Source organism: Henriciella sp. (assembly GCF_029937755.1).
In the GTDB taxonomy this organism is placed as follows: Bacteria; Pseudomonadota; Alphaproteobacteria; order Caulobacterales; family Hyphomonadaceae; genus Henriciella.
In genome coordinates this window covers 1-13,042 of the sequence record NZ_JAPYPG010000005.1, presented here as the reverse complement: position 1 = coordinate 13,042, position 13,042 = coordinate 1, and the positions used below count along the sequence as shown (strand labels likewise).

Here is a 13,042-nt window from a genome sequence, read left to right as displayed (position 1 = left end):
TACTGCCATCAAAGGCGAATTCCCGGGCGCCCGGATGGGCCGGACGCCTTAACTGGAGAACCGTAATGGATAGAGCTGGAAAGCAGGCGTCACTCGCGGAGCTCGAAGAAGTCTTCGAGAATTCCGGTGCAGTGGTCGTCACGCATTATACCGGTTTGAGCGTTGCGGAAATGACGGGGTTGCGTACCAAGCTCAGAGAGCAGGGTGGGCGACTCAAAGTGGTCAAGAACCGGATTGCCAAGATTGCCCTCAAGGGTAAGGGCGGCGATGCGGCAACGGACCTTTTTTCTGGCCAGGTGGCGATTGCCTATGCGGAGGACCCGACGGTCGCCGCGAAAGCAACCGCTGCATTTGCCAAGGACAATGACAAGCTGAAGCTCGTCGGTGCCGTTATGGGTGCCGAAGTGATGGACGGCGCCGGCGTGGAAGCGCTGTCGAAGATGCCATCGCGCGAAGAGATGATTGCGACCATTGTTGCCCGCCTGACCGGTCAGGCCAGCCAGGTTGCTCAGCGCATCAATGCGCCGGGTCAGAACCTTGCTGGTGCGATCAACGCCATCGGCGAGCAGGCAGCGGCCTAGACGTCAAACAGTCAACGCGAAACCAGAACACCTCTGAACTCAATACAGAAAGTCGATCAGACAAATGGCAGATATTGCAAAACTCGGTGACGAACTTCTCGGTCTCACCGTTCTCGAAGCTAAAGAGCTCAACGATTACCTCGAAGAGCGCGGCATCAAGGCTGCGGCAGCTGTTGCTGTTGCTGGCCCGGCTGGCGGCGGCGACGCCGGTGGCGCTGCAGCTGAAGAGAAAGACGAATTTGACGTCATTCTTACCGATGGCGGCGACAAGAAAATCAACGTCATTAAGGTCGTGCGCGAAGTCGTATCCGGCCTGGGCCTGAAAGAAGCCAAGGAGCTCGTCGAAGGCGCTCCGAAGCCGATCAAGGAAGGCGTTTCCAAGGACGAAGCAGAAGAACTCAAGAAGAAGTTCGAAGAAGCTGGCGCCAAGGTCGAAGTCAAGTAAGCCCACACGGCTTGCTTTATGAAGGGGTTGCGTCTGCGCGAGGCGCAATTTCTGTAGATTACATGCGCGGCGGGGTCTTTCTGGCCCTGCCGCGTGCTCGCGTTTCAGGTGGCAAGCCGCAGGTCGTCCCCCTGGCCGGCGCGGCAAGAAACGGAACAAGAGATGGCTCTTTCTTTCACGGAAAAAAAACGTATCCGCAAATCCTTCGGTCGTATTCCCGAAGCCATCGACATGCCAAACCTCATCGAAGTGCAGCGCTCCTCCTACGAGCATTTCCTGCAGATGCACACGGCGCTCGCGGAGCGGACCGATGATGGCCTTGGCGGTGTCTTTAAAAGCGTATTCCCGATCGTTGATTTCAACGAGCGCGCAACCCTCGAATACGTTTCGTACGAGTTCGAGCAGCCCAAATTCGACATGCAGGAGTGCATGCAGCGTGATATGACCTATGCAGCGCCGCTGAAAGTGCGGCTGCAGCTGGTCGTTTTCGACGTCGACGAAGACACGGGCGCCAAGTCAATCAAGGAGGTGAAGGAACAGGAGGTCTATCTCGGCGACATTCCGCTGATGACCGACAAGGGCACCTTCATCGTCAACGGCACCGAGCGTGTCATCGTCTCCCAGATGCACCGGTCTCCGGGTGTCTTCTTCGACCACGACCGTGGCAAGACGCACTCCTCCGGCAAGCTGCTGTTTGCGGCCCGCATCATTCCTTACCGTGGCTCCTGGCTCGACTTCGAATTTGACGCCAAGGACATCCTGAACATCCGCATCGACCGCAAGCGCAAGCTTCCGGCGACGACGATGCTCTATGCGCTCGGCTACGACACCGACGAAATCATCGACCTGTTCTACACCCGCTCTGTCTACCGCCTGGACAAGAAGGGCTGGATCACAGGGTTCCGCGCCGAGGCCTGGAAGGGTCAGAAGCCTGATTTCGATCTGGTCGACGCCAAGTCCGGCAAGGTCGTTGCTCCGGCCGGCCGCAAGATCACCGCTCTGGCGGCCAAGCGCATCGCCGAAGGCGGTACCGACGAGCTGCTCGTTCCGTCGACGGCGCTCGAAGGCAAGTTCCTCGGCCGTGACATCGTCAACAAGGAAACCGGCGAGATCTTCGGCGAGGCCGGCGACCTGATCGAGGAAGAACTGGTCGCGGAACTGCGCGAGCAGGGCCACAAATCGATCGAGATCCTCAACATCGATGGCGCTGATCGTGGCCCGTGGTTGCGCAACACGCTCAAGGCCGACAAGAACGAGACCCGCTTCGAGGCGCTCTCCGACATCTATCGCGTCATGCGCCCGGGTGAGCCGCCGACGCAGGAAGCTGCCGATGCGCTGTTCAACCAGCTCTTCTTCGATGGCGAGCGGTATGACCTGTCCGCGGTTGGCCGTGTGAAGATGAACATGCGCCTCAACATGGCCCTCGAGGACTATGAAGAGGCCGAAGACACGACCCGCATTCTCCGCAAGGAAGACATTGTTGGCGTCATGAAGGTCATCCTCGACCTGAAGGACGGCAAGGGCGAAGTCGATGACATCGACAACCTCGGCAACCGCCGCGTCCGTTCTGTCGGCGAGCTGATGGAAAACAACTACCGCATCGGTCTTGTCCGCATGGAGCGCGCCATCAAGGAGCGCATGTCCTCGGTCGATATCGACACGGTGATGCCGCATGACCTGATCAATGCGAAGCCGGTTGTGGCCTCTGTGCGCGAATTCTTCGGCTCCTCGCAGCTGTCGCAGTTCATGGACCAGACCAACCCGCTGTCCGAGATCACCCACAAGCGTCGTCTTTCGGCGCTCGGCCCGGGCGGTCTTACGCGTGAGCGTGCTGGCTTCGAAGTCCGCGACGTGCACCCGACCCACTATGGCCGGATCTGTCCGATTGAGACGCCTGAAGGCCCGAATATCGGCCTGATCAACTCGCTCGCTACGCATGCCCGCGTGAACAAGTACGGCTTCATCGAAAGCCCGTACCGCAAGGTCGAGAAGGGCAAGCTGAGCGATGAGGTCGTCTATCTCTCCGCCATGGAAGAGCACCGCTATGCGATCGCCCAGGCGAACGCCACGGTCACCGACAATGGCGAGCTGGAGAACGAATTCGTCAACGCCCGCGTCAACGGCGAAGCGACGCTCGTTCCGCGCGAGGAAGTCGAATATATGGACGTGTCGCCGAAGCAGGTTGTTTCGGTCGCTGCGGCCCTCATTCCTTTCCTGGAAAATGACGACGCCAACCGCGCCCTGATGGGCTCGAACATGCAGCGCCAGGCGGTGCCGCTTGTGAAGTCGGAAGCGCCGTTTGTTGGCACGGGTATGGAATCGGTTGTGGCGCGCGACAGCCGTGCTGCAGTCGTTGCCCGCCGGGCTGGCGTCATCGAGCAGGTCGATGCGACCCGCATCGTGGTTCGCGCCACCGAGGACATCGACTCCGCTGCGTCGGGTGTCGACATCTATCGCCTCGCCAAGTTCCGCCGGTCGAACCAGAACTCCTGCATCAACCAGCGCCCGATTGTGCGCGTGGGCGATGCGGTGACGCAGGGCGACATCATTGCGGACGGCCCGTCCACCGATCTCGGTGAACTGGCGCTCGGCCGCAACGTGCTCGTCGCGTTCATGCCGTGGAATGGCTACAACTTCGAGGACTCGATCCTCATCTCCGAGCGGATCGTGAAAGACGATGTCTTCACCTCGATCCACCTCGAAGAGTATGAGATCGCTGCCCGCGACACCAAGCTCGGCCCGGAAGAGATCACGCGTGACATTCCGAATGTCGGCGAGGAAGCCCTGCGTAACCTCGACGAAGCCGGCATCGTTGCCGTCGGTGCTGAAGTGAAGGCTGGCGACATCCTGGTCGGCAAGGTCACGCCGAAGGGCGAAAGCCCGATGACGCCGGAAGAAAAGCTTCTGCGCGCCATCTTCGGTGAAAAGGCATCCGATGTCCGCGACACCTCCCTGCGTGTGCCTCCGGGCGGCGCCGGTACGGTGGTCGAGGTCCGTGTCTTCAACCGGCACGGCATCGACAAGGACCAGCGTGCTCTGCAGATCGAGCGCGAGCAGATCGAGCAGCTGCAGGAAGACAAGGAAGACGAGCAGAACATCCTCGAGCGCAACACCTTTGCGCGCCTGAAGGAACTGCTGGTCGGCAAGGACGCTGCGGCGGGCCCGAAAGGCTTCAAGGCCGGCAAGATCACCGAAGCGTCCCTTGAAGAGCTGCGCCAGAGCATGTGGTGGGAAATCGCGCTGAAGTCCGAAAAGGCCCAGGGCGAACTCGACCAGCTTCAGAGCCGTTTCGATGAGTCCCTGCGTGAGCTGGAAGCCCGCTTCAACGACAAGGTCGACAAGGTCCAGCGTGGCGACGACCTGCCGCCGGGCGTGATGAAGGTCGTGAAGGTCTTCCTCGCTGTTAAGCGCAAGCTGCAGCCGGGCGACAAGATGGCCGGCCGTCACGGCAACAAGGGTGTGATCTCCAAGATCAACCCGGCCGAAGACATGCCTTTCCTTGAGGATGGCACGCCTGTCGACATCGTTCTCAACCCGCTCGGCGTGCCGTCGCGGATGAACGTCGGTCAGATTCTCGAGACCCATATGGGCTGGGCCTCCAACGGCCTTGGCCGCATGGTCCAGAACGCGCTTGATGAGTGGAATGCAAACCACGACAACAAGGCGCTGCGTGAGGCGATCAGCACGGTTTATGGCGATGGCCAGGAACTGCCGGAGACCGACGAGGAAGTCGTCGAGCTGGCCTCCAACCTCGGCAACGGTGTCCCGATTGCGACGCCGGTCTTCGATGGTGCCCGCGAAGCGGACATCGTGGAAATGCTGGAGCGTGCAGGCCTGGACTCTTCCGGTCAGGTCACCCTGTTCGACGGTCGTACCGGCGAGGCGTTCAAGCGCCAGGTCACGGTGGGCTACAAGTATCTCCTCAAGCTCCACCACTTGGTGGACGAGAAGATCCACGCCCGTTCCACCGGTCCGTACTCGCTCGTCACGCAGCAACCGCTGGGCGGCAAGGCCCAGTTCGGTGGCCAGCGCTTCGGCGAGATGGAGGTCTGGGCCCTGGAAGCCTATGGTGCCGCCTACACGCTGCAGGAAATGCTGACCGTGAAGTCGGACGACACGGCGGGCCGCGCCAAGGTCTACGAAGCGATCGTCCGCGGCGACGACACCTTCGAGGCCGGCATTCCGGAGAGCTTCAACGTGCTCGTGAAGGAAATGCGCTCGCTTGGCCTGAACGTCGAACTGATCGAAGCCAATGATGATGACGATGAACCGCCGGTGGCAGCCGAATAGGCTGCCATCAGGCAATTTCGTGTCGAGTAGAGACGACTGACTTTATCCCGGCCGGGGATATCCCGGCCACCCCTCCCGAGGAGCGGAAAATATGCGCCAAGACGTCACCAGCATCTTCAACCAGAACGCCCCAGCCACGAGCTTCGAGGCGATCAAGATTTCCATTGCCAGCCCGGAGAAGATCCGGTCCTGGTCATCCGGCGAGATCAAGAAGCCGGAAACCATCAACTACCGGACCTTCAAGCCGGAGCGCGAAGGCCTGTTCTGTGCCCGCATCTTCGGCCCGATAAAGGACTATGAGTGCCTTTGCGGTAAGTATAAGCGCATCAAGTATCGCGGCATTGTCTGCGAGAAGTGCGGTGTGGAAGTGACGCTCGCCAAGGTCCGCCGCGAGCGGATGGGCCATATCGAGCTCGCCGCACCGGTTGCGCATATCTGGTTCCTGAAATCGCTTCCGAGCCGCATCTCGACGCTGCTCGACATGGCGCTGAAAGATGTCGAGCGCGTGCTTTACTTCGAGAGCTATGTCGTCATCGAGCCGGGCCTGACCCCGCTCGAGCCGAACCAGCTGCTCACTGAAGAAGAGTATATGGAAGCCCAGGACGAGCACGGCGAGGACGCCTTCACCGCGATGATCGGTGCAGAGGCTGTCCGTGAGCTGCTGCGCGCCCTCGACCTTAACGCGCTGGCTGACCAGCTTCGCGAAGACCTCGCGGAGTCGACCAGCGAGCTGAAGACCAAGAAATATTCCAAGCGGCTGAAAGTCGTCGAGGCCTTCCTGGCCTCCGGCGCGAAGCCGGAATGGATGATCATGACGATCGTCCCGGTCATTCCGCCGGACCTGCGCCCGCTCGTCCCGCTGGACGGTGGCCGCTTCGCGACCTCCGACCTGAACGACCTCTATCGCCGCGTGATCAACCGGAACAACCGCCTGAAGCGCCTGATGGAGCTTCGCGCGCCGGACATCATCATCCGTAACGAGAAGCGGATGCTGCAGGAATCCGTTGATGCCCTGTTCGACAATGGCCGCCGTGGCCGTGTCATCACGGGCACCAACAAGCGTCCGCTGAAGTCGCTGTCCGACATGCTGAAAGGCAAGCACGGCCGTTTCCGCCAGAACCTGCTCGGCAAGCGCGTCGACTATTCCGGCCGGTCGGTCATCGTGGTTGGCCCGAACATGAAGCTGCACGAGTGCGGCCTGCCGAAGAAGATGGCGCTCGAGCTGTTCAAGCCGTTCATCTATGCGCGTCTCGACGCCAAGGGCCTCGCCGGTACGGTGAAGGCGGCGAAGAAGCTCGTCGAGAAGGAAAAGCCGGAAGTCTGGGATATCCTCGAAGAGGTCATCCGTGAGCACCCGGTCATGCTGAACCGTGCGCCGACGCTGCACCGTCTCGGCATCCAGGCTTTCGAGCCGAAGCTGATCGAAGGCAAGGCCATCCAGCTCCACCCGCTGGTCTGTGCCGCCTTCAACGCCGACTTCGACGGCGACCAAATGGCTGTCCACGTGCCGCTTTCGCTGGAAGCCCAGCTGGAAGCCCGCGTGCTGATGATGTCGACGAACAACATCCTGTCGCCGGCAAACGGCAAGCCGATCATCGTGCCGTCCCAGGATATCGTCCTCGGCCTCTACTACCTGTCGCTCGACAAGGATGGTGAGCAGGGCGAAGGCATGGCGATTTCCGACGTTGCCGAGCTCGAGCATGCCCTGCAAAGCGGCAAGCTTTCGCTGCACGCCAAGATCAAGGCCCGCTTCGAGGGCGTTGATGAAGAAGGCAATGAAGAAATCCGCGTCATCGACACGACGCCGGGCCGTTACATGATCGCTTCGCTTCTGCCGAAGATGAAGGGCATGCGTCCGGAGACCGTCAACGATCTGATGACCAAGAAGGCGATCTCCAAGCTGATCGACGAGGTCTACCGGAACTGCGGTCAGAAGGCGACGGTCATCTTCTGTGACAAGCTCATGGAGCTTGGCTTCCGCGAGGCCTGCAAGGCAGGCATCTCGTTCGGCAAGGACGACATGAAAATCCCGGCTGCCAAGGCGAAACTGGTCGAGGATACGCGGGCGCAAGTGTCCGAGTATGAGCGTCAGTATGCCGAAGGCCTGATCACGCGTGGCGAGAAGTACAACAAGGTGGTCGACGCCTGGTCGACCTGTACCGACAAGGTCGCTGATGCGATGATGGACGTCGCTGGTGAGGCAGAGGTCGACAAGAAAACCGGCCGCACGGCGGAAACCAACTCGGTCTTCATGATGGCTCACTCCGGTGCGCGTGGTTCCAAGAACCAGATGAAGCAGCTGGCTGGTATGCGCGGCCTGATGGCCAAGCCGTCCGGCGAGATCATCGAGACGCCGATTGTGTCGAACTTCAAGGAAGGCCTGACCGTTCTTGAATACTTCAACTCGACCCACGGTGCCCGGAAGGGCCTCGCCGATACGGCTCTGAAGACCGCAAACTCCGGTTATCTCACCCGCCGTCTCGTCGACGTTGCCCAGGACTGTATCATCGTCGAAGACGATTGCGGGACCGAGCAGGGCATCCAGCTCGGGGCCGTCATGGAAGGCGCCGATGTCGTCGTTCCGCTGTCGGAGCGTATCCTTGGCCGGACCACCGGCGAGGATGTGAAGAACCCGAAGACCGACGAACTGATCTGCCCGGCCAACACCTATCTCGACGAAGCGCTTTCGCTCGCGATCGAGGAGGCCGGTGTCGATGAGATCAAGGTCCGGTCCCCGCTCACCTGCGAAACCAAGACCGGCGTCTGTGTGGCCTGCTATGGCCGTGACCTGGCACGCGGCACGATCGTCAACCGCGGCGAGGCCGTCGGTGTCATCGCAGCGCAGTCGATCGGCGAGCCGGGCACGCAGCTTACCATGCGGACCTTCCACATTGGTGGTGCGGCAACGGTTGCCGAGGACTCGTCGGTGGAATCTGCCTTTGAAGGCAAGATCAAGTTCGAGAACGCCGAAACCGTGACCCGGAATGACAAGACGCTGGTGGTCGTTGGCCGTCAGATGTCTGTCTCCGTCATCGACGCAGACGGGCGCACCCGCCAGACCTTCAAGCCTGGCTACGGCACGCGCCTGCACGTGAAGGACAATGCCAAGGTGAAGGCCGGCGACAAGCTCGCCGACTGGGATCCGTTCGCACAGCCGCTGGTCTCGGAAATTGCCGGTACAGCCAAGCTGATCGACGTTGTCGACGGCATGACGGCCCGCGACGAGACCGACGAAGCCACGGGCATCTCGTCCCGCGTCATTGTCGATTATCGCGGCAGCAAGGGTAACGACCTGCGTCCGGCCGTCCTCATCACCGATGAGAAGGGCGAAGCCAAGACGCTGCCGAACGGCACCGAGGCCCGTTACCTTCTCTCACCGGGGGCGATCCTCTCGATGAATGATGGCGACGAGATCGGCCCGGGCGACAGCCTTGCGCGGACCGCAACGGGCGGGGCGAAGACCAAGGACATCACCGGTGGTCTGCCGCGTGTTGCCGAACTCTTCGAAGCCCGCCGTCCGAAGGACAATGCGGTCATCGCCGATATTGACGGGCGTGTCTCGTATCTCCGCGATTACAAGAACAAGCGTAAGATCGCGATCATTCCGGAAGAAGAGGGCGCAGACGCGGTCGAGTACCTCGTGCCGAAGAACAAGCGTATCTCCTTCCAGGATGGCGACTTCATCCGTCGCGGCGAGTATCTGGTCGATGGCAACCCGGCGCCCCAGGACATCCTGGCATCGCTCGGGATCGAGGCTCTCGCCAACTATCTCGTCGACGAGGTCCAGAAGGTGTACCGTCTGCAGGGCGTGCCGATCAACGACAAGCACATTGAAGTGGTTGTCCGGCAGATGCTGCAGAAGATCGAGATCACAGATCCCGGTACGACAACGCTGCTCAAGGGCGAGCATGTCGAGCTTCTGGAGCTGGAAGAGGCCAATGCTACCGTGCGCCGGTCCCGCAAGCAGGACCAGCGCGAAGCGTCCGGTGTTCCGGTGCTTCTCGGCATCACCAAGGCGTCGCTGCAGACCCGCAGCTTCATCTCGGCGGCCTCCTTCCAGGAGACGACCCGCGTGCTGACCGAAGCCGCCCTTCAGGGCAAGGTTGATACGCTGGAAGGCCTCAAGGAGAACGTCATCGTCGGCCGCCTCATTCCGGCGGGTACCGGTGGCGGTATGCGCAACTTCCGCCGCATTGCGGCACAGCGCGATACCAAGCTGCGTGCGAAGCGGCGCCAGGCGGCAGAAGAAGCTGCTGCAGCGCTGCCAGCGCCCGACGCGGCAGAATAGAAGTGCAGTGGAGAGGCCCTGATCGCAGCCCGCACCATCAGCGAGACTTGACGGGACGGGCACAGGGTCTTAACACGCGCCGAACGCTGGCTGAGGTCATCCGTTGTGATGGCTTCCAGCGGCCCGGAATAGGTGCCGCTGAGCCGGCTTAGTACGGAATTGGTGGTCCGACAGGGTCAGGAATGGCCCAGTCGGACTATCTTGGTTTGAACTGGTCCGATGGGGCCATGTAAGAAAGTAGTTAAAAGGCCCTCATGCCCACGATTCAGCAACTGATCCGCAATCCGCGCAAGCCCAAGCCCGCGCGGTCCAAGACCCCGGCCCTCAAGGGTAACCCGCAACGTCGCGGTGTTTGCACCCGCGTCTACACAACGACGCCGAAGAAGCCGAACTCGGCCCTTCGTAAGGTGGCCAAGGTCCGCCTGACCTCCGGGTTTGAATCGCTCTGTTACATCCCGGGCGAAGGCCACAACCTGCAGGAGCACTCCGTGGTCCTGATCCGTGGTGGCCGCGTGAAAGACCTTCCGGGTGTGCGCTATCACATCCTGCGTGGTGTCCTCGATACGCAGGGCGTCAAGAACCGTAAGCAACGCCGCTCGCATTACGGCGTGAAGAAACCGAAATAAGGGTCTCCATCCATGTCACGTCGTCACCGCGCCGAGAAACGCCAGGTCCTGCCGGATCCGAAGTTCAAAGACATCGTCATCTCGAAGTTCATGAACCAGATCATGCAGGACGGTAAGAAATCGACCGCCGAGCGCATCGTCTACGGCGCCTTCGACCTTGTCGAGAACAAGGCCAGCAAGGACCCGGTGGAAGTGTTCCACTCCGCCCTTGAGGCCATCTCCCCGGCCGTCGAAGTCCGTTCGCGCCGTGTTGGTGGTGCGACCTATCAGGTGCCGGTCGAGGTTCGTCCCGAGCGTCGCCAGGCTCTGGCCATCCGCTGGCTCGCCGCTGCTGCCAGCTCCCGCAACGAGAACACGATGCGCGAACGCCTCGCCGGCGAGCTGCTCGATGCCTCGCAGGGCCGTGGCTCCGCTGTGAAGAAGCGTGAAGACACGCACCGCATGGCTGAGGCCAACCGCGCCTTCTCACACTACCGCTGGTAAGCCAACTTATCGTTCCTCCTCCCGGAACCAGACAACAAAGGTAATTCCCATGGCCCGCGAATATACGCTGGAGCGCTATCGTAACTTCGGCATCATGGCCCACATCGATGCCGGCAAGACGACCTGCACCGAGCGCATCCTCTTCTACACCGGCAAGTCCCACAAGATCGGCGAAGTCCATGACGGCGCCGCCACGATGGACTGGATGGAGCAGGAGCAGGAACGCGGCATCACGATTACCTCTGCTGCCACGACGACCTTCTGGTTCCGCACCGAAGACGGCAAGAACCCGACCGGTATCTATGGCGAAACGCCCCAGGAAGCGAAGTTCCGCTTCAACATCATCGATACGCCCGGACACGTTGACTTCACCATCGAAGTCGAGCGTTCGCTGGCCGTGCTCGACGGTGCTGTCTGCGTTCTCGATGCCAATGCCGGTGTTGAGCCGCAAACCGAGACCGTGTGGCGTCAGGCTGACCGCTACGAAGTTCCGCGTATCGTGTTCGTCAACAAGATGGACAAGACCGGCGCCGACTTCTTCAACTGCGTCAAGATGATCAAGGAGCGCACCGGTGCAACGCCGGCGCCGATCCAGCTGCCGATCGGTTCTGAAACCGAGCTCGAGGGTGTGGTCGACCTGATCACCATGAAGGAATGGGTCTGGGAAGGCTCCGACCTCGGCGCGTCCTGGGATGTCCGCGACGTTCGCGACAGCCTGAAGGCCAAGGCCGAGGAAATGCGCGCCGAGCTCGTTGAACTCGCTGTCGAGCAGGACGAAGAGGCCATGGAAGCCTACCTCGAAGGCGAAGAGCCGGACGAGGCAAAGCTTCGCGAGCTGATCCGCAAGGGCACACTTGAAATGGCATTCGTGCCGGTTCTTGGCGGCTCGGCCTTCAAGAACAAGGGTGTGCAGCCGCTGCTGAACGCCGTGATCGATTATCTTCCGGGGCCGCTCGACGTGCCGGCCTATATGGGCTTCAAGCCGGAAGACGAAGAAGAAACCCGCAACGTTGCGCGTCATGCAGACGACAACGAGCCGTTCTCCGGTCTTGCCTTCAAGATCATGAACGACCCGTTCGTTGGCTCGCTGACCTTCCTGCGTATCTATTCCGGTACGATCGCCAAGGGCGGTTCGATGCTGAACTCGACCAAGGGCAAGCAGGAACGCGTTGGCCGCATGATGATGATGCACTCGAACTCCCGCGAGGAGATCGAATGGGCCGGTGCCGGCGACATCATCGCGCTTGCTGGCCTGAAGGAAACGACGACGGGCGACACGCTTTGCGACAAGTCCGCGCCGGTCGTGCTTGAGACGATGACTTTCCCGGATCCGGTGATCGAGATCGCGGTCGAGCCGAAATCGAAGGCTGACCAGGAAAAGATGTCCGCCGGTCTTGCGCGCCTTGCTGCCGAAGACCCGTCCTTCAAGGTCGAGAGCGACATCGAGTCCGGTCAGACGATCATGAAGGGCATGGGCGAGCTTCACCTCGACATCCTGGTTGACCGCCTGAAGCGCGAATTCAAGGTCGAGGCCAATATCGGTCAGCCGCAGGTTGCCTATCGTGAAGCGCTCGGCAAGCCGACGGAAATCACCTACACGCACAAGAAGCAGTCTGGTGGGTCCGGTCAGTTCGCCGAGGTCAAGATCCAGTTCGATCCGCTTGAAGCCGGCTCCGGTTTCGTTTTCGAGAGCGCGGTTGTCGGCGGTAACGTGCCGAAGGAATATGTCCCGGGCGTCGAAAAGGGTCTCAAGCAGGCCAAGGAAAACGGCCTTCTCGCCGGTTACCCGGTCACCGATTTCAAGGCGACGCTCCTTGACGGTAAATTCCACGATGTGGACTCGTCGGTTCTTGCCTTCGAAATCGCATCGCGGGCGGCCTTCCGTGAGCTGCGCACCCAGGGCGATCCGCGCCTGATGGAGCCGGTGATGAAGGTCGAAGTGATCTCGCCGGAAGAGTATATGGGCGACATCATTGGCGATTTGAACTCGCGTCGCGGCCAGATCCAGGGCTCGAATCCGCGCGGCAACGCCGTTGTGATCAGCGCCTTCGTGCCGCTCGTGAACATGTTCGGCTATGTGTCCAACCTGCGTGGCATGTCCCAGGGCCGTGCCCAGTTCACCATGCAGTTCGACCACTATGCGGAAGTTCCGAAGGCAGAAGCCCAGAAGATCGTTCAGGATCTCGCAGGCTAAGCCGTTTCATCTCGTAACGGCCTGGCGCCTTCGGGCGCCGGTCCACGCAACAGACAGATTTGAAGTGAAGGAGAGGCCCGATGGCCAAGGCAAAGTTTGAGCGGTCTAAGCCGCACGTAAACATTGGCACGATTG

General features: G+C 60.9%; 7 protein-coding genes. All 7 read left to right on the top strand.

Features of this window, described 5'->3' with window-relative positions:
* The first annotated feature begins 65 nt into the window (after window positions 1-65).
* The 7 genes from rplJ to fusA all read left to right on the top strand — a co-directional run bounded on the left by rplJ (window position 66) and on the right by fusA (window position 12,907).
* A complete protein-coding gene (rplJ, locus tag Q1K29_RS11880) occupies window positions 66-581 on the top strand; it encodes a 50S ribosomal protein L10 (RefSeq protein WP_300395050.1) in 516 nt (171 codons plus the stop codon).
* A gap of 64 nt (window positions 582-645) precedes the next feature.
* Window positions 646-1,026: a 50S ribosomal protein L7/L12 gene (gene rplL / locus Q1K29_RS11875; protein WP_300395048.1), complete on the top strand. Its 381-nt coding sequence runs from the start codon at window positions 646-648 to the stop codon at window positions 1,024-1,026.
* Window positions 1,027-1,188: 162 nt separating this feature from the next.
* On the top strand, window positions 1,189-5,316 hold the full coding sequence (gene rpoB / locus Q1K29_RS11870; protein ID WP_300395046.1) for a DNA-directed RNA polymerase subunit beta: 4,128 nt from the start codon (window positions 1,189-1,191) through the stop codon (window positions 5,314-5,316).
* Between the two features lie 91 nt (window positions 5,317-5,407).
* On the top strand, window positions 5,408-9,604 hold the full coding sequence (gene rpoC / locus Q1K29_RS11865; protein WP_300395044.1) for a DNA-directed RNA polymerase subunit beta': 4,197 nt from the start codon (window positions 5,408-5,410) through the stop codon (window positions 9,602-9,604).
* 254 nt (window positions 9,605-9,858) lie between these two features.
* Complete coding sequence (gene rpsL / locus Q1K29_RS11860) at window positions 9,859-10,230, top strand: 30S ribosomal protein S12 (protein ID WP_119377328.1); 372 nt, start codon at window positions 9,859-9,861, stop codon at window positions 10,228-10,230.
* 12 nt (window positions 10,231-10,242) lie between these two features.
* Window positions 10,243-10,713 carry a 30S ribosomal protein S7 gene (gene rpsG / locus Q1K29_RS11855; protein WP_300395039.1) on the top strand — a complete coding sequence of 157 codons (471 nt, stop codon included), beginning with the start codon at window positions 10,243-10,245 and terminating at the stop codon, window positions 10,711-10,713.
* A 49-nt stretch (window positions 10,714-10,762) separates the two neighbouring features.
* The gene (gene fusA / locus Q1K29_RS11850; RefSeq protein WP_300395036.1) at window positions 10,763-12,907 is read left to right on the top strand and encodes an elongation factor G; all 2,145 of its coding nucleotides are present in this window, start codon (window positions 10,763-10,765) and stop codon (window positions 12,905-12,907) included.
* The last annotated feature ends 135 nt before the right edge of the window (window positions 12,908-13,042 follow it).

Bases quoted from the DNA above. Each gene is read 5' to 3' on its own strand.
- rpsL (WP_119377328.1), top strand. From the start codon at position 9,859: ATGCCCACGATTCAGCAACTGATCCGCAATCCGCGCAAGCCCAAGCCC.
- rplJ (WP_300395050.1), top strand. From the start codon at position 66: ATGGATAGAGCTGGAAAGCAGGCGTCACTCGCGGAGCTCGAAGAAGTC.
- rpoB (WP_300395046.1), top strand. From the start codon at position 1,189: ATGGCTCTTTCTTTCACGGAAAAAAAACGTATCCGCAAATCCTTCGGT.
- rplL (WP_300395048.1), top strand. From the start codon at position 646: ATGGCAGATATTGCAAAACTCGGTGACGAACTTCTCGGTCTCACCGTT.
- rpoC (WP_300395044.1), top strand. From the start codon at position 5,408: ATGCGCCAAGACGTCACCAGCATCTTCAACCAGAACGCCCCAGCCACG.
- fusA (WP_300395036.1), top strand. From the start codon at position 10,763: ATGGCCCGCGAATATACGCTGGAGCGCTATCGTAACTTCGGCATCATG.
- rpsG (WP_300395039.1), top strand. From the start codon at position 10,243: ATGTCACGTCGTCACCGCGCCGAGAAACGCCAGGTCCTGCCGGATCCG.